Source organism: Streptomyces sp. NPDC013457, from assembly GCF_043089925.1.
Taxonomy (GTDB): Bacteria; Actinomycetota; Actinomycetes; order Streptomycetales; family Streptomycetaceae; genus Streptomyces.
Genome location: NZ_JBICBL010000001.1, coordinates 1,046,929 through 1,064,116, shown reverse-complemented (window position 1 = coordinate 1,064,116; position 17,188 = coordinate 1,046,929). Strand labels below are relative to the sequence as shown.

Here is a 17,188-nt window from a genome sequence, read left to right as displayed (position 1 = left end):
CCGGGGAGTTCGGAAAATGTGATCTGGATCGCGGATACGCTGACGGCCATGGAAATCGCCCAGGACCCCGAATTCTGCTCGATGATCGATCGATTGCGGGACGAGATCCACGACGGTACGGAAGGTGATCGAAAGGCATTCGAAGAACTCGCCGCCACCGAGGACCCCGAGGCGTTCGCCCGCGTCCTGACCGCGCCCGGACAACCTCTCTGGGCCCGCGAGATCGCAGCCTTCCGGCTCGGCATCGGCCGCGACCCCCGCGCCTTCGAAACCCTGGTCCTGCTCCTCAACCACCGCGACCCCGCGCGCTGCGTCTCCGCCGCGTACGCCCTGGCCCGGCTCGGCGACCCGCGCACCGCGCGTGCGGCCGCCGCTCTCGCCACCAACGAACTCCGCGTCGCCTACGCCCTGTTGCCGGTGCGGCTGCTCGCCGACCTGCGCGCGCCCGAGTCCGTGCCGGCCCTCGTCACCGTCCTGGAACGGCGCCTGGGGACCGACGACCCGCACTGGCGTGTGGGCGTCGCCTGCGCCGAGGGGCTCGGCGCCCTCGGCGACCCCCGCGCCCTGCCGACGCTCCAGGCGGCCCTCCCCCACCCCCGCCTCGGCCGGGCGGCCGCGGAGGCCCTCGCCCGGCTGGCCCGCTAGCGGGCCGCGTGGCCGAGAAGCCCGTGCAGGACCGCGCCGGCCTGCCGGTCGGCCGCCGTGGCGCTCGTCCCGTCCGGCGCCGTGCCGTCCGCCGCCCTGCCGTGGCGGGGAGTGGAGCTCGCCTTGAGCGGCTTCGGCTCGGGGAGCGCCTCGCAGACCGCGTCCGCCTCCGACAGTCCGTCGCCCCGCGGCACGGTTCCCGTGGCGAGGTAGTCCGCGAGGTGCTCGTCCAGGCAGTCGTTGCCGGCCAGCGTCACTCCGTGGTTCCCGCCGCCCTCCTCGACCACCAGGCTGGAGCCCCGCACCATCCGCCGCAGCGCGAGGGCGCCCTCGTACGGGGTGGCCGCGTCGTCCGTCGCCTGGAGGATCAGGACCGGTGCCACCTCGTCGTTGGTGACGTCCGGGGGCGTCAGCGAGTCCACCGGCCAGAACGCGCACGGAGCGTTGTACCAGGCGTTGTTCCAGGTGGCGAAGGGCGCCTTGGCGTGCACGTCCCAGTTGTCCGTACGCCAGGTGCTCCAGTCGCGCGGCCACTTCGCGTCCCGGCACTGGACGCTCGTGTAGACCGAGTAGCCGTTGTCCGACGCCTTGTCCGGGGCCGCGTAGCTCTCGTACACCCGGGTCAGCGGGACCGCGTCGGCGTCGTTGACGTACGCCGAGAACGCCCCGGCGAGCGACGGCCAGTAGCCGTTGTAGTACCCGCCGGGCAGATAGGTGTCCTCCAGTTCGCCGGGGCCGACCTTGCCGCCCGCCGGGGTCTCCCGCAGCGCGTCCCGCATCCGGTACCAGGCGGCTTCGACCGCCGCCGGGTCCGAACCGAGCTTGTACGTCGCGTTCTGGCGGGCCACCCAGGCCATGAAGTCCTTGTGGCGCGTGTCGAAGGCGAGGTCCTGCGCGAGGTTGTCCTCGTACCAGACACCCTGCGGGTTGACGACGGAGTCCAGCGCCATCCGGCGCACCCGCTCCGGATGGAGCCGCGCGTACACGGCGCCGAGGTAGGTGCCGTAGGAGTACCCGAGGTAGTTGAGCTGGGGCGCGCCGAGCGCCTCGCGGATCGCGTCCATGTCCCTGGCCGCGCTGACCGTGTCGATGTACGGCAGGACGTCGGCGTACTTCTCGCCGCACGCCGCCGCGAAGGCCCGCGCGCGCTCGACGCCCCGCTGCTCGGCCTCCGCGCCGCTCGGGAGCGAGTCGGGGCGTACCGGGGCGAAGTGGCCGGGCCTGCAGTCGAGTGCGGGCTCGCTCCTGCCGACCCCGCGCGGATCGAAGCCGATCACGTCGTACTGCGCCGCCACGGCCGCGGGAAGTGAGGCGGCCACGTACCCGGCCAGGGTCCGTCCGCTGCCGCCCGGTCCGCCCGGGTTGACCAGCAGCGGCCCCTGGGACTCCTTCGCCGAGTGCGGGATCCGGGTCAGCGCGAGCGTGATGCTCCGGCCGGCCGGGTCGTCGTGGTTCAGCGGCACCTCGAGCGTGGCGCACTGGAGCTTCGGATACGCCGAGGTGGCGCAGCCGCTCCAGACGAGCGGCGCGATCGGACGGGGGGTCGGCTCGGGCCGGGGGGCCGCGGACGCGGGCAGGACGGTGGCCGTCCCGGCGACCAGCGCCCCAGCGGCGAGCAGCATTCCTGCGCGTGTGGTCATAGGGCGTCCGTGCCCCGGCAAGCATCCGGAAGGACCTGTTCCGGCGAGAGTTGACCCGATCAGGCGATCCGTCCGAGCCGTTCAGATCCTCCGGGGTCCGTGATGCGCCGTCAGAGGAGGCTGAGCTGCTCGGGCGCGCCGGCGAGCGCGGGCTCCTCCGGCACGGGGATCCGGCGTGGCGTGCCCCGGCGGGCCGGACCGATGCCGAACTCCGCGGCCAGCTCGTGCACCTGACGGGTGATCCGGCGCTGGTACCAGGTCGGTGCGTAGGCCCCGGCCGCGTACATCCGCTCGTACCGCCCCACCAGATGCGGGTGGTGCTGCCGCAGCCAGGTGAAGAACCACTCGCGTGCGCCCGGCCGCAGATGGAGGACGAGCGGGGTCACGGAGGTCGCGCCCGCCTCCGCGACGGCGCGCACGGTCTCCCGCAGCTGCTCGGGGCGGTCGCCGAGGAAGGGGATCACCGGCGCCATGAGCACCCCGCATCCGATGCCGTGCTCGCCGAGCGTGCGGACGACGTCCAGGCGCCGCTCGGGGGAGGGCGTCCCGGGCTCGACCGTGCGCCACAGCTCCCGGTCGGTGAAGCCGACGGAGACGGAGATGCCGACCTCGGTCACCTCCGCGGCCTGCACGAGCAGGTCGAGGTCGCGCAGGATCAGGGTGCCCTTGGTGAGGATGGAGAACGGGTTGGCGTGGTCCCGCAGGGCCTCGATGATCCCCGGCATCAGGCCGTAGCGTCCCTCGGCCCTCTGGTAGCAGTCGACATTGGTGCCCATCGCGATGTGCGCGCCCTGCCAGCGGCGGGAGGCGAGCTGGCGGCGCACCAGCTCCGGCGCGTTGACCTTGACCACGATCTGGGAGTCGAAGCCGAGGCCGGTGTCGAGGTCCAGGTAGCTGTGGGTCTTGCGGGCGAAGCAGTACACGCACGCGTGCGTGCAGCCGCGATACGGGTTGACCGTCCACTCGAAGGGCATGCGGGAGGCGCCCGGCACCCGGTTCACGATCGAGCGGGCCCGCACCTCGTGGAACGTGATCCCGCGGAACTCCGGTGTGTCGAACGTACGGGTGGTGACCGCTTCCGTACCGAACAGAGCGGCCCCGGCGGCGCTGTCGTCGCCCAGGTTGTCCCAGCGCATGGACGCCTCCTCGGTAGCTGTCGCCTCGGTCCAGGACACAGAATAGAACATCTGTTCCCTTGATCGCCGCAAGCCGGTGGGGAGCCCGGATTTGGGGGGCCCGCGCCCAGGTGGTTGGCTGGTGCCACACCCCTGAGGAACCGAGTGCTGGAGGAAGTGCAATGGCGCAGGTCGAGGCCACCACGGAGCGGATCATCGCGGCGGACGCGGAGACGGTGTTCGACGCTCTGGCCGACTACAGCGGCACCCGCGCGAAGGTGCTGCCGGAGCACTTCAGCGAGTACGAGGTGCGGGAGGGCGGCGACGGCGAGGGAACCCTCGTCCACTGGAAGCTCCAGGCCACCAGCAAGCGGATCCGTGACTGCCTCCTGGAAGTCACCGAGCCCACCGACGGACAGCTCGTCGAGAAGGACCGCAACTCCTCCATGGTCACCACCTGGACCGTCACCCCGGCCGGGGAGGGCAGGTCCCGGGCCGTCGTCACCACCGTCTGGAACGGCGCCGGAGGCATCGGCGGCTTCTTCGAGAAGACCTTCGCGCCCAAGGGGCTCGGCCGCATCTACGACGCCGTGCTGGCCAACCTCGCCGCCGAGGTGGAGAAGTAACGCTCCGGCGCTCACCGATTCGAGTGGTCTTCGCGCGACCCCCGCCCCGGCGCCCCGTGCGCCCGGGGGTCGCGCGGTTCTCCGCAAACGCGCTGATGAGCGCCCCAAGTGCGCCGCCTCGCAGGCCCGTTCGCAACCGCGGGTGTGGCTGACCACCCGTACCGCCCGACTTGCTCCCGCTTCGCGCCCAATGCGAAGAATGACGCGGCGCTGAAGCCGTGACGAGGGGAGCAGCACGTGGGTGCGATCACGCTGGTGAAGGACGACGTACCGCACGTCGCGGACGATCCGCCCTCCGGCCAGGTGCCGGCGCCCCCGGCCGAGGACGGCGCCCTCGATCCCCGCCGCGTCCGGCTCGTCTTCTCGGGCCTCATGCTCGCGCTGCTGCTCGCCGCGCTGGAGCAGATGATCGTCGCCACCGCCCTGCCGAAGATCGTCGGTGAACTCCAGGGCCTGGACCGGATGTCGTGGGCGATCACCGCCTATCTCCTGACCGCCACCATCGGCCTGCCGATCTACGGAAAGCTCGGCGACCTCTTCGGCCGCAAGGGCGTCTTCCTCTTCGCCATCGTGGTCTTCGTCATCGGATCGGCCCTGGCCGGCTGGTCGCGCTCCATGGACGAACTGATCGCCTTCCGCGCCGTGCAGGGCGTCGGCGCGGGCGGCCTGATGATCGGCGTCCAGGCGATCATCGCGGATATCGTCCCGGCCCGCGAACGCGGCCGGTACATGGGGCTCATCGGCGCCGCCTTCGGGCTCGCCTCCGTCGCGGGCCCTCTGCTCGGCGGCTTCTTCACCGACCACGTCTCCTGGCGCTGGTGCTTCTACTTCAACGTGCCCTTCGGGCTCGTCACCCTCGCCGTGGTCGCCGCGGTGCTCAAGCTCCCCAGGCCGCGGACCCGGGCCAGGCTCGACGTCCTCGGCTCGGTCCTGCTCGCCGCCGCCTCCACCTGCCTGGTCCTGCTCACCAGTTGGGGTGGCACCGAGTACGCCTGGGACTCGCGGCTCATCATCGGCCTCGGCGCCGGCGCGGCCGCAACGACCCTGCTCTTCCTCGTCGTCGAGCACCACGCGCCCGAACCCCTCATCCCGCTCAGGCTGTTCCGCGACTCGGTCTTCACCGTCACCAGCCTCGTCGGCGCGGTCGTCGGCATCGCGCTCTTCGGCGCCGCCAGCTATCTGCCGACCTTCCTGCAGATGGTGGAGGGCGCCAGCGCCACCGAGTCCGGCCTCCTCATGCTGCCGCTGATGGGCGGCATCGTCCTCGCCTCGATCGTCTCTGGCCAGCTGATCACCCGCACCGGCCGCTACCGGATCTACCCGGTGCTCGGCGGCGCCGTGTCCGTCGTCGGGATGTGGCTGCTCTCCCGGATGGAGGCGGACACCCCGCGCCTGCACCACAGCGTCTGGCAGGCCGTCCTCGGCGTCGGCATCGGCCTGGTCATGCCGGTCCTGATCCTCGCCGTCCAGAACTCCGTACGCCCCACCGACCTCGGCACCGCCACCAGCGCGCACAACTACTTCCGCCAGATCGGCGGCAGCGTCGGAGCCGCGGTCTTCGGCACCCTCTTCGCCTCACGCCTCGACGACGCGCTCGCCGACTCCCTGCCCCGCACGGGCGGGGCGTCGCTGCCGGCCGCCGAATCGATCACTCCCCAGGCGGTGCACACCCTTCCGCCCGCCCTGCGCGACGCCTACATCCAGGCGTACGCGGACGCGATGCCCCGCATCTTCCTCTACCTCGTGCCGGTACTGGTGCTCGGCCTCGTCCTCGCCTTCTTCCTCAAGGAGCAACCGCTGGTGTCCCACCACACCCCCACCACCGAGGCCCCCACCGCCGTTCCGCGCGCCCGTGCGGCCGCCGCCCCCGCCGGCTCCGGCGCGTACACCGCGGGACTCCCGGTCTGCGGCACGGTCCAGCACCACGACGGCAGCCGCGTCCCGCGCGCGGCCCTGACGCTCATCGACGTCCAGGGGCAGCAGATCGGCCGCGGCGGCAGCGGCGAGGACGGGCGGTACGCCCTCAGCGTCCCCGGGCCCGGCTCGTACGTCCTGATCGCGGCGGCCGGCGGCCACCAGCCGCAGGCCGTCTCCGTCACCGTCGGCGAGCGGCCGGTGGAGCTCGATCTCGTGCTCGGCGGCGCGGGCCGCCTCGCCGGTTCCGTCGTGACCGCCGACGGCACCCCTGTACGGGACGCGGCGGTCACCCTCACCGACGTGCGCGGCGAGGTCGTCGCCTCGACCCGCAGCGGACGCGAGGGCGGTTACGTCATCACGGAGCTGGTGGCCGGGGAGTACACGCTGGCCGCCAGCGCCCCGGCCTTCCGCCCCGCCGCCCTGCCGGTGAGCGTGCAGGCCTCCCGCGAGACCCGCCAGGACATCGAGCTGGCGGGCGGCGCGGTGCTGCGCGGGACGGTGCGCGCGGGTGGCGGACAGCCCGTGGGAGACGCACGCGTCACGCTGCTCGACGCGGCGGGGAACGTCGTCGACACCCTGACGACGGGCCCGGACGGCACCTTCCGGTTCGTGGACCTGTCCTCGGGCGAGTACACGGTGATCGCGGCGGGCTATCCGCCGGTCGCGACCGTGCTGCAGGTCGCGGGCGGCGGACGCACCGAGCGCGACCTCCAGCTCGGTCACGAGGACTGACGGCCCACCCCACGGGCACAAGGGCGACGCCCCCTCCGGGACGATCGGAGAGGGCGTCGCCCGGTGCCGCTGCCGGGTGCGGGGCGCCGGAGGGTCAGGACGCGGCGGTCGCCCTGCGGAGGGTGTCGATGCAGGTGCCGATCGCCGTCTGCAGGGCTTCGAGCCGCTGGAGCATGTCGTCCTCCATGACGTCCTCCTCCAGCACCTCGTCGAGCGTCAGCTCCTCGAAGACCTTCGTCGCCTTCTGCAGGCTGTTGTAGAACTTCGTACGGCGTTCCTGGACGCGCAGTTCGGGATCCGCCTCGACGGCCTCGGCGACCATCTCCTTCACCGCGTCGTAGGCCTCGCCGGCCCACTCGCCCGCGCCCTCGGCGTCGTCGAGCTCGTCGATCAGGGAGAGGTGCCGCTCGGCCTCGGCGCGCAGCGCCGGCGGCGCCTCGACCGTCTGCCCCGCGGGCGTCCTGATCCGGCCCTTCTCCGCGACCTGACGGACGTACGCGATGCGGTCGGCCGTCTTGGCCTCGCCGGCGACGGCCTTCTTCAGCTCGTCGGTCCGCACGATGGCGCGGGCCATCCCGGTCTGCAGCGCCGGATCCTCCTTCATCCGGTCGAGCAGCGCGCCGCGCGCGGCCTCGGCCGTACCGGGGTCGGCGAGGATCGCCGCCCGCAGGGCGGTGGGGTTCTCGGCGACCTCCAGCGCCTTCGTCGGCCGGATGCCCTCGGCCTCGGCCGCGGCGGTGATCGCGTGACCGCGCACGGAGGCGGCGCTGGAGCGGGAGGAGTAGTACGACAGCCAGACGTCGGCCTCGGGAAGCTCGATGTCCTCGCCCGGGACCAGAGCCTCGAACTGCGGGACGACGCCGTCGTCGGCGGCCATGTCCCAGGCCTTGTAGTACCGCATGACGCGCTCGGGGGAGCACTCCGCCAGCTCGGCGAAGGCCTTGGCCGACACCTTCGCGCCGGAGATCCCGGACTCGTCCGCCGCCTGCCCGCCGGGCCTGACGCTGCGGGCCACCTTCAGTGCGAAAGCCCAGCCGCCGGTGCGGGCGTAGGCCCCGAACTCGCGGGCGTCCCTGACCACGACGTCGGGCACGTCCTGGACGACGAAGTCCGTCGTCCCGGCTTCGGGGGCGGCTTCGGCGGCGGCGATCGCGGTGGTCAACGCGGGGACTCCTGACGGCTCGGGGGCGGGGTCCGACAAGCCTATACGCACCCGGGGGGGAGATTTGACCCGGTTCGTGCCGGGAGGCTCGGCGGGGGAGGCCCGGAAACTCGTGCGACCCGAGGGGTTGTCAGTGCAATTTCACATTACTATGTTACAGCGCACACGGCAGGGTGAGCCTCCGTCACATGCCGTGCGAACCACAACAGTTCCCGCTCCACCCCCACAGCCACCCCCTCACAGCAGGAGTTCTGTTGTCCATCCACAGACGTGTGCGCTCGTCCCTGCTCGCCTCCGCGATAGCGGTCACCCTCCTGGCCTCCGCCGGCCAGACCGCCGTCTCCGCGGCCGGCACGGACTCCCCGCCCGCCCCCGCTCCCGCCGCCCCGGCCCGGGCGCTCGGTGCGGCCGCGCCGCAGGCCGGCCAGGGCGCCAACCCCTTCGACGAGGTCGAGCACCTCGCCTCCGCCCCGCGCCGGACCTTCGGCCCCGCGCCCGCTCCCGGCGGCCTCGCCACCGGCCGTGTCCCCGGCCGCGCGCCGGCCGCCTCCGCGGCGAAGGCCGATGCCGCCACCGCGAAGGCCGATGCCGCCACCGCGAAGGCCGGTGCCGCGGCCGTCGCCACCGCCACCGCAGCCGGCGTCCCCTGCACGCTCGACGGGATCACGGGACTCGCCCCCGAGGCGTTCGCCGACTTCCTCGCCGATCCGGCCGTCACCGCCGACGGCTGTCTGCGCGGCCTCGTCTGGACCTGGGACGCCCGACTGACGCCCGTCATGTCCGACGCCCATGTGCAGGCCGTCTCCCGCCGGATATCGAGCCTGGCCGCCTCCCACGACGGCCGGAACTCCTCCCGCCTGGAGGAGATGTTCACCTACCTGCACGCGGTCGCGTACCACGACTTCTCACGCGACGAGATCGACGTCACCGACGCCCCGACCGTCGACGCCATGCGCCGCGCCGTCGCCGACTTCGGCGGCGCCGCCCGCACCTTCGACGTCACCCCGAGCAACGCCCGCACCCTGCGGGAGGCCCTGTACGCCGCCAGCGCCCCGGGCCTGCGCCACCACCAGCTCACCCTGATCAGGAACGTGCTGGCCACCATGGGACCCGACCGCCCGGCCACCCACCAGGACGCCGGCTGGGCGGGCGCCGCCCTCGCCGCCCTCTCCGTCAACTACCTCGGCGTCTACCCGGGCAACCGGGACACCGCCTTCCACGCGGCCGCCGCCGCCGACCCCGCCTACCGCGCCGCCTTCAAGGCCTTCGCCGGATACACCCACCTCAAGGGCGGGGCCAACGCCTGGGTGACCCGCGACGCGCTCGGCGAGTACGGCCGGTTCGGCCAGATCGAAGGGCTGAAGGACGCCGTCGTCGCCGACCTCGGCAGCCTGATCGGCCCGGTCCGCAGCGACTGGGGCGCCGGCAGCGCGCCCTGGGCCACCCTCGTCTCCTGGCTCAACTTCTACGAGGCGTGCAGGCCCTACGGCGTGTGCAAGGAGGACATCGAGAAGCAGCTCTTCCCGTACACGTACACCTACGACAACGGGGCGATCAAGGTCCGCACCGGTCTCGACCGTGCCACCGTCGACCAGTTGTACTACGCGAGCAAGCAGGTCAAGGCGCAGTACCACCGGGTCCTCGGCACCGAGCAGCCGCTCGCCGGCGACCCCAACACCTCGCTGAACATCGTGCTGTACGCCTCGCGCGCCGACTACGAGAACTACCACCCGATCCTGACCGGGATGGACACGAACAACGGCGGCATCTACATCGAGCGGGGCGCCACCTTCTACACGTACCAGCGCCGCGTGCCGCAGGACTCCTCCCTCACCCTGGAGGAGCTGTTCCGGCACGAGTACGTCCACTACCTCAACGGCCGGTTCGCCGTCCCCGGCTTCTTCGGCGAGGGACCCTGGTACGAGGGCGACCGCACGACCGCGATGGACGAGGGGACGGCCGAGTTCTTCGACGGCGCGACCCGCGACAACGGCATCGCCGTCCGCAAGTCGCTGGTGCGCAGCATCATCGCCGACACCGCCGGCGGCAAACCGCGCATGAACGTGGAGCAGATCCTCAACGCCACCTACGACGGCGACGGCTTCCGCTTCTACAGCTACGCCGGCACGTTCTTCGAGTACCTCTGGACCGAGAAGCCCTCGCTGCTCCGCGAGATGTACACCCACCTGCGCGACAACGACGTCCAGGCGTACGACTCCTGGCGGCACCGGACGGGCGCCGACACCTACGTCCAGCGCGGCTACGACCGCTTCCTCGACGCGCAGATCGCCAAGGTCGACGACCTCTACGTCCCGAACACCACGTACACGCCCAACGACCGGCTGCGCGACTCCACGCTCGCCGCCGTCAGGTCCTCCTTCGCCTCCGCCACCTACAACACGCCCGACTGCGTGGAGAACGGCGACCCGGGCAAGCGCCGGTTCACCTGCACCGGCCGGATCACGGCCAACCTCTCCAGGTGGTCGAGCGACGACCAGAACTTCAAGGACATGTCCGAGACGGTCGACTACTTCCTCCTCGACCGTGCCGGTGCGGCCTCCACCAACCTGGCCGACATGAACTGCAGCTTCGGACCCGTGGAGATCTGGTCCAACAAGGTCGCGGGAACATCGAGCTACAGCTGTGAGGGCCCGCTGCGCAGCTGACCCGCCCCGGCGAAGCGCCCCGGCAGCCCCGGCCCCGCGACGCGCGGGGCCGGGGCGAGGCGCTTCAAAACCGGTTCCCCGGGTTTTCGCGCGGAGTCTTGGCGAACAGTGTGCCATGTGAAATATTACTGACGTGCTCACGAGAAACAGCTCGGACGTGATCGTCGTCGGCGCCGGCGTCGTCGGCGCGGCCTGTGCCCACTACGCAGCCCGGGCCGGCCTCACCGTCACCGTCGTCGACCGCGGGCCCGTCGCGGGCGGCACCACGGGCGCGGGGGAGGGGAACCTCCTGGTGTCCGACAAGGAGCCCGGCCCCGAGCTCGAACTCGCTCTACTCTCCGGAGTGTTGTGGCGCGAGCTGGCCGAACTGCTGCCGCAGGGAATCGAGTACGAGGCGAAGGGCGGCCTCGTCGTCGCGAAGGGGGAGGGCGGGCTGGACGCCCTGCGCGCGTTCGCCGCCGGACAGTCCGACGCCGGGGTCGACGCCAGGGAGGTCCCGGCCGAGCTGCTGCACGAGTTCGAACCGCACCTGGCATCCGGCCTCGCCGGTGGTTTCCACTATCCGCAGGACGCCCAGGTCATGCCCGCCCTCGCCGCCGCACACCTGCTGCGAGCCGGCGGGGCCGGAGGGGCCGGTGGAGCCGACGAGGCCGGCGGGACCGTCCGGCTCAGGCTCGGCGAAGAGGTCCTCGCGGTGCTCACCGGATCCTCGGGCGAGGTGCGCGGAGTCCGCACGCCGACGGGCGAACTCCACGCCCCACACGTGGTGAACGCCGCCGGAACCTGGGGCGGTGACCTCGCGCGCCTCGCCGGGGTCGAGCTGCCCGTCCTGCCCCGGCGCGGCTTCGTCCTGGTCACCGAACCGCTGCCGCGCGTGGTCCGCCACAAGGTCTACGCGGCCGACTACGTGGCCGACGTGGCCAGCGGATCGGCGGCCCTGCAGACCTCGGCGGTGGTCGAGGGGACCCCGGCCGGCCCGGTCCTCATCGGCGCCAGCCGGGAGCGCGTCGGCTTCGACCGCACCCTCTCCACCGAGGTGCTGCGGCGCCTCGCGGCCGGGGCCACCGAGCTCTTCCCGGTGCTCGCCGGGGTCCGGGCGATCCGGACGTACGCGGGCTTCCGCCCCTACATGCCGGACCATCTGCCGGCGATCGGGCCGGACCCGCGCGTCCCCGGCCTGCTGCACGCCTGCGGCCACGAAGGGGCCGGGATCGGTCTCGCTCCGGTGACCGGACAGATCGTCGCCCGCTGTCTCACCGGCGGCGAACCCCCGCTCGACATCACGCCGTTCAGGCCCGAGCGATTCGCCTCCGCGTCCCTCTGAGTCCATAGCGTCCACCCGTCCCGAGAGGAGAGGCCCCGTGGCCCGTACCCCCACCGACCTGGTCGGGGCGCAGCCCGGTCCGCCGTTCGAGTTCACCTTCGACGGCCGCCCGATCACCGCCCTGCCCGGCCAGTCCGTCGCCGTCGCGCTGTGGGCTGCCGGAGTCCTCGCCTGGCGCACGACCAGAAGGGACGGCCGGCCGCGTGGCGTGTTCTGCGGCATCGGCCAGTGCCACGACTGCCTCGCCACGGTCAACGGGCAGCCCAACCGACGGGCCTGCCTCGTCCCGGTCCGGCCCGGCGACGCGATCACCACGCAGGAAGGGCACGGCCATGACAACCTCGGGGTGTGAACGGGACGAGCCGTACGACCTCGCGGTCATCGGCGCGGGCTGCGCCGGAATCGCCGGGGCCGTCGCAGCCTCCGAACTCGGCCTGACCGTCGCCCTCGTGGACGACTCGCCGCAGACCGGCGGGCAGTTCTACCGGCATCCGGCACCGGCGCTGGGCGCCGTACGGCCCGAAGCGCTGCACCACGACTGGTCCGCGTTCCGCGACCTGGACCGCCGCCTGGCAGCGGGCGACGTGACCCGTCTGGCGGGGCACCACGTATGGAGCCTGACCAGGAGTGACGCCGCGCCCGGCGGTCTGTGGACCGTGCACGCCGTCACCGGATCCGACGGTACGGAGGAGGCCCCCGCGACGGTACGCGCCCGCGCCGTACTGCTCGCCACCGGAGCGTACGAGCGTCAACTGCCCTTCCCGGGCTGGACCGTGCCCGGAGTCGTAGGGGCCGGGGGAGCGCAGGCCATGCTCAAGTCCGGCCTGGTGCTCCCCGGCAGGCGGATCGTGGTGGCCGGCAGCGGCCCCCTGCTCCTCGCGGTCGCCTCGTCGCTGGCGGCGGCCGGGGCGCGGGTGCCGACCGTGGTGGAGGCCTCCGGGTATCTGCGGTACGCCCGGAGTCCGCGGGCGCTCGCGACCAGCCCGCGCAAGGCCGTCGAGGCCCTGCGGCACGGCGGCGCGCTGCTGCGGCACGGCGTACGGCTCCGGACGCGCAGCGCCGTCACCGAGGTCCACGGCGCCGACCGGGTGGAAGGCGTCACCGTCTCGCGTCTCGACCGTGACTGGCGGCCCGTACGGGGGTCGGGCCGGCTGATCGCTTGCGACGCGCTGGCCGTCGGGCACGGGCTGGTTCCGCAGATCGAACTGGCCACGGCGCTCGGCTGCGCCACCCGTCGACTGCCCGACGCCACTCTCGCCCTGGCCCTGGACGGACTCCAGGAGACCTCGGTGCGCGGGCTCTGGGCGGCGGGCGAGCCGGCAGGGGTGGGCGGTGCCGAACTGGCCCGTACGGAAGGTGAGCTGGCCGGAATCGCGGTGGCGGCACGGCTGCGGGGGCGCGGCGCGCCCGGCGGCAGGGTCCGTGAACTGCGCCGCCGCCGTGACCGGATGCGCGCCTTCGCCGACGTCATGACCGCCGCCCATGCGCCCGGCCCGGGGTGGTCGCGGTGGATGACGGACGAGACGGAGGTGTGCCGCTGCGAGGAGGTCACCGCCGGCGGGGTCCGTGAGGCGGTCGCCGACCTCGGAGCGCGCGACGCGCGGACCGTCAAGCTGTTCACCCGGGCCGGCATGGGCTGGTGTCAGGGCCGGATGTGCGGGACGGCCGTGGCCTGCCTGGCCGCCTCCGGCGGCGCGGCCGCCACGCCGGAGGCTCCGGCCCCCGTCGCGTCTGCCTCCGAACCTCCTGCCGAACGTCGCCCGTTGGCCGTCCCCGTCCCGCTCTCGGCGCTGGCCTCGCTCGACGAGGAGTCCTAGGCGGCCTGCCCCTTGTGGGCGCCTCGGAACGCTCAGTAAAATGTCACACTTTACAGAAAGGTTCGTCGACATGACCGGAACTTCCTGGACCGCCACCACCCCCTGGCGCGGCATCATGGTCGCCACCACCCTGCCCCTGCGCGACGACCTCTCCGTCGACCACGACGCCTACGCCGAGCACGTCCGACGGCTCATCGACAACGGCTGCGACGGAGTCGTCCCCAACGGCTCGCTCGGCGAGTACCAGACCCTCACCGACGAGGAGCGCGCCCGCGTGGTCCGCACCGCCGTCGAGGCGGCGGGCGACGGGGCACGCGTGATGCCCGGCGTCGCCGCCTACGGCAGCGCCGAGTCCCGGCGCTGGGCGGAGCAGGCCGCCGAGGCCGGCTGCGGCTCGGTGCTCCTGCTGCCGCCGAACGCCTACCGCGCCGACGAGACGGCCGTGCGCGCCCATTACGCCGACGTGGCCGGCGCGGGGGTGCCGGTGGTCGCGTACAACAACCCGATCGACACCAAGGTCGACCTCACCCCCGACCTGCTGGCCCGGCTGTACGACGACGGCTCGGTCGTCGCCGTGAAGGAGTTCAGCGGCGACGTCCGCAGAGCGTACGAGATCGCCGAACTCGCCCCGGAACTCGATCTGTTGATCGGTGCCGACGACGTCCTGCTCGAACTGGCCCTCGCCGGGGCCGTCGGCTGGGTGGCCGGCTATCCCAACGCCTTCCCCGCCACCTGCGCGGAGCTGTACCACGCCGCGGTCGCCGGAGACCTGGCCACCGCGCTGCCGCTCTACAAGTCCCTGCACTCGCTGCTGCGCTGGGACTCCAGGACGGAGTTCGTCCAGGCGATCAAGCTGTCCATGGACATCGTCGGTCTCCCCGGCGGCCCCACGCGTCCGCCGCGCCTCCCGCTCACCGGCGAGACCGAGGCCCGCGTGCGGACCGCCACCGAGAAGGCCGTCGCCGACGGCCACCACTGACCACGGCTCACCGGACCAGGCCTTCTCCCGTGACCAGGGCCCACCACCGGCCACGGCCCACCCCACCCCGTCCAGCGAAAGGAAGCCCGTGCGGACCCGTCATGTCTTCCACGCCGTCGACTCGCACACCGAGGGCATGCCCACGCGTGTGATCACCGGCGGCGTCGGAGTGATCCCCGGCGCCACCATGGCCGAGCGCAGGCTGCACTTCATCGAGCATCTGGACCACCTCCGGACGCTCCTGATGTACGAGCCGCGCGGACACGCCGCCATGAGCGGAGCCGTCCTCCAGCCGCCCACCCGGCCCGACGCCGACTACGGCGTCCTCTACATCGAGGTCTCCGGGCTGCTGCCGATGTGCGGACACGGCACGATCGGCGTCGCGACCGTCCTCGTGGAGACCGGCATGGTGCCGGTGACCGAGCCGGTGACCACCGTGCGGCTCGACACCCCGGCGGGCCTCGTCGCCGTCGACGTACAGGTCGAGGACGGCGCCGCGAAATCGGTCACCTTCACCAACGTGCCCGCGTTCTGCGTCGGCCTGGACCGCAAGGTCACCGTGCCCGGGTACGGAACGGTCACCTACGACCTCGCCTTCGGCGGCAACTTCTACGCCTTCGTCCCCCTGGAGGACCTGGGACTGCCCTTCGAACGCGCCCGCAAGGACGACCTCCTGGCCGCCGGACTCGCCGTCATGGAGGCGGTCAACGCCTCATCCGACCGCCCCGTCCACCCCGCACAGCCGGAGATCGCAGGGGTCAAGCACGTCTATCTCGCGGCCCCAGGCTCCGACGCCCGCCACTCCCGCCACGCCATGGCGATCCACCCCGGCTGGTTCGACCGCTCCCCGTGCGGAACCGGCACATCGGCGCGGATGGCTCAGCTCCACGCCCGGGGCGAGCTGCCGCTCGACCGCGACTTCGTCAACGACTCCTTCATCGGGACGAGCTTCACCGGCAGGCTCGTCGCCGAGACCGAGGTCGCCGGAGTGCCCGCTGTCGTACCGACCGTGACGGGCCGGGCCTGGATCACCGGCACGGCGCAGTACTTCCTCGACCCGGACGACCCGTTCCCCGGAGGCTTCCTCCTGTGACCGCCCACCGCACCGACCGCAGCACCCTCACCGATCCCCTGGCCCTCACCGACGCCCCGGTCCTCACCTCCGTCAACCCGGCCGATCCGGCCGACGTCGTCCTGCGCATCCCGACCCCCGGCGCCTTCGCGGTGGCCGACGCGGTCGAACGGGCCCGCGCCGTCCAGGCCGACTGGCTGCGCGGCGGGGCGGCGGCCCGCTCCGCCGCCCTCGGAGCCGTCGCGGCGGCCGTCGAGGCCGCAGGGCCCGAACTCGCCTCGCTCGCCGTACGCGAGGTGGGCAAGCCGCTGACCGAGGCCAGGGCCGAGGTCGCCCGGACCGTCGCGATCTGGCGCTACTACGCCCAGGCCCCCTTCGCGCCCACCGGGGCCGTCCACGAACCCGCCGCCGGGCCCGGGCTCCTCCTGACCCGGCGCCGGCCGCACGGCGTGGCGGGGCTGATCACACCGTGGAACTTCCCCTTCGCCATCCCGAGCTGGAAGGCCGCCCCGGCCCTCGCCGTCGGCAACGCCGTGGTCCTCAAACCCGCCCCCGAGGCCACCGCGTGCGCGCTGCGCCTGGCCGAGATCGTCCGGAAGGAGCTGCCCGAGGGAGTGTTCACGGTGCTGCCCGGCGGGGCGACCGAGGGCAACGCACTCGTCTCCGCGGCCGACGTCGTCTCCTTCACCGGCTCGACCTCGGTCGGCCGGGCCGTCGCCGCGTACGCCATGGCCCGGGGAGTCCCGGTCCAGGCCGAGATGGGCGGTCTGAACGCGGCGATCGTGCTGCCGGACGCCGACATCGGCCAGGCCGCGGCCCACATCGCCGCGGCGATCGCCGGGTACGCGGGTCAGAAGTGCACCGCCACCGGCCGGGTCGTCGCCGTCGGAGCCGCCCTCGACCCGCTGCGCGAGGCCCTCACCGAGGCCCTGCGCGCCCTCCCGGTCGGCGACCCCGCCGACCCTGGCACCGTCTGCGGCCCGCTCGTCGACCGGCGGGCCCGCGACCGGGTCGCCGCGGCCTGGGAGGGGCTGCCCGCGCTCGCCGGCGGCACACTCCCCTCCGGGGGACCCGGCTGGTACGCGGCACCGACGCTGGTCGAGAAGGTCGCCCCCGAACACCCGCTGCTGCACGAGGAGGTCTTCGGCCCGATCGCCGCCCTGCTGCCTGCCGACGATCTGGCCCAGGCCGTCCGGATCGCCAACTCCGTGCCGTACGGCCTGGTCACCTCGGTCCACACCGCCGATCTGACCACCGCCCTGCACGGCCTCGACGCGCTCGACACCGGGATGGTCCGGGTCAACGCCCCCTCCAGCGGGGTGGACTTCCACCTGCCCTTCGGGGGGTCCAAGGAGTCGAGCCTCGGGGCGCGCGAACAGGGCGGGGCGGCGCTCGACTTCTACACGTCGAGTCGCACCTACACCCTGTCACCTGCGGAAACAACGTGACATTGTACGGTGGTGGTTCAGAACCGAACCAACGGACCCGGTCCG

Annotated in this window: 13 protein-coding genes; 10 read left to right on the top strand and 3 right to left on the bottom strand. The window is 73.0% G+C overall.

From position 1 onward, the window contains the following. Window positions 1–48: 48 nt before the first annotated feature. Window positions 49–645, top strand: coding sequence for a HEAT repeat domain-containing protein (locus ACF1G2_RS04765; RefSeq protein WP_391796846.1), 597 nt, complete (start codon window positions 49–51; stop codon window positions 643–645). On the opposite strand, the gene ACF1G2_RS04760 is transcribed toward ACF1G2_RS04765, so the two are convergent. Both ACF1G2_RS04760 and ACF1G2_RS04755 read right to left on the bottom strand, forming a co-directional pair. After that, complete coding sequence (locus ACF1G2_RS04760; RefSeq protein ID WP_391796845.1) at window positions 642–2,285, bottom strand: alpha/beta hydrolase; 1,644 nt, start codon at window positions 2,283–2,285, stop codon at window positions 642–644. The genes ACF1G2_RS04765 and ACF1G2_RS04760 overlap by 4 nt on opposite strands. 110 nt (window positions 2,286–2,395) lie before the next feature. Continuing rightward, window positions 2,396–3,421 carry an Rv2578c family radical SAM protein gene (locus tag ACF1G2_RS04755; RefSeq protein ID WP_391797042.1) on the bottom strand — a complete coding sequence of 342 codons (1,026 nt, stop codon included), beginning with the start codon at window positions 3,419–3,421 and terminating at the stop codon, window positions 2,396–2,398. A 161-nt stretch (window positions 3,422–3,582) separates the two neighbouring features. On the opposite strand from ACF1G2_RS04755, the gene ACF1G2_RS04750 reads away from it, so the two are divergent. Then, window positions 3,583–4,026 (top strand): SRPBCC family protein, encoded by a 444-nt coding sequence (locus ACF1G2_RS04750; protein ID WP_391796844.1) that lies wholly within the window; start codon window positions 3,583–3,585, stop codon window positions 4,024–4,026. A gap of 237 nt (window positions 4,027–4,263) precedes the next feature. Continuing rightward, window positions 4,264–6,675 (top strand): MFS transporter, encoded by a 2,412-nt coding sequence (locus ACF1G2_RS04745; protein ID WP_391796843.1) that lies wholly within the window; start codon window positions 4,264–4,266, stop codon window positions 6,673–6,675. 94 nt (window positions 6,676–6,769) lie between these two features. On the opposite strand, the gene ACF1G2_RS04740 is transcribed toward ACF1G2_RS04745, so the two are convergent. After that, a complete protein-coding gene (locus ACF1G2_RS04740; RefSeq protein ID WP_391797041.1) occupies window positions 6,770–7,825 on the bottom strand; it encodes a hypothetical protein in 1,056 nt (351 codons plus the stop codon). 266 nt (window positions 7,826–8,091) lie between these two features. On the opposite strand from ACF1G2_RS04740, the gene ACF1G2_RS04735 reads away from it, so the two are divergent. The 7 genes from ACF1G2_RS04735 (at window position 8,092) to ACF1G2_RS04705 (ending at window position 17,143) form a co-directional block, all read left to right on the top strand. Further along, a complete protein-coding gene (locus tag ACF1G2_RS04735) occupies window positions 8,092–10,503 on the top strand; it encodes a collagenase (RefSeq protein ID WP_391796842.1) in 2,412 nt (803 codons plus the stop codon). Window positions 10,504–10,636: 133 nt separating this feature from the next. Beyond that, window positions 10,637–11,827, top strand: a complete 1,191-nt coding sequence (locus ACF1G2_RS04730) for an NAD(P)/FAD-dependent oxidoreductase (RefSeq protein ID WP_391796841.1) — start codon at window positions 10,637–10,639, stop codon at window positions 11,825–11,827. A gap of 37 nt (window positions 11,828–11,864) precedes the next feature. Next, the gene (locus ACF1G2_RS04725; protein WP_391796840.1) at window positions 11,865–12,179 is read left to right on the top strand and encodes a (2Fe-2S)-binding protein; all 315 of its coding nucleotides are present in this window, start codon (window positions 11,865–11,867) and stop codon (window positions 12,177–12,179) included. Further along, entirely contained in the window at window positions 12,160–13,644 is a 1,485-nt protein-coding gene (locus ACF1G2_RS04720; RefSeq protein ID WP_391796839.1) for an NAD(P)/FAD-dependent oxidoreductase, read from the top strand. The genes ACF1G2_RS04725 and ACF1G2_RS04720 overlap by 20 nt, the downstream gene beginning before the upstream one ends. A gap of 70 nt (window positions 13,645–13,714) precedes the next feature. Beyond that, window positions 13,715–14,623 carry a dihydrodipicolinate synthase family protein gene (locus tag ACF1G2_RS04715; protein ID WP_391796838.1) on the top strand — a complete coding sequence of 303 codons (909 nt, stop codon included), beginning with the start codon at window positions 13,715–13,717 and terminating at the stop codon, window positions 14,621–14,623. 88 nt (window positions 14,624–14,711) lie between these two features. Next, the gene (locus ACF1G2_RS04710; RefSeq protein WP_391796837.1) at window positions 14,712–15,716 is read left to right on the top strand and encodes a proline racemase family protein; all 1,005 of its coding nucleotides are present in this window, start codon (window positions 14,712–14,714) and stop codon (window positions 15,714–15,716) included. A gap of 38 nt (window positions 15,717–15,754) precedes the next feature. Beyond that, window positions 15,755–17,143 carry an aldehyde dehydrogenase family protein gene (locus ACF1G2_RS04705; RefSeq protein ID WP_391797040.1) on the top strand — a complete coding sequence of 463 codons (1,389 nt, stop codon included), beginning with the start codon at window positions 15,755–15,757 and terminating at the stop codon, window positions 17,141–17,143. Window positions 17,144–17,188: the final 45 nt, after the last annotated feature.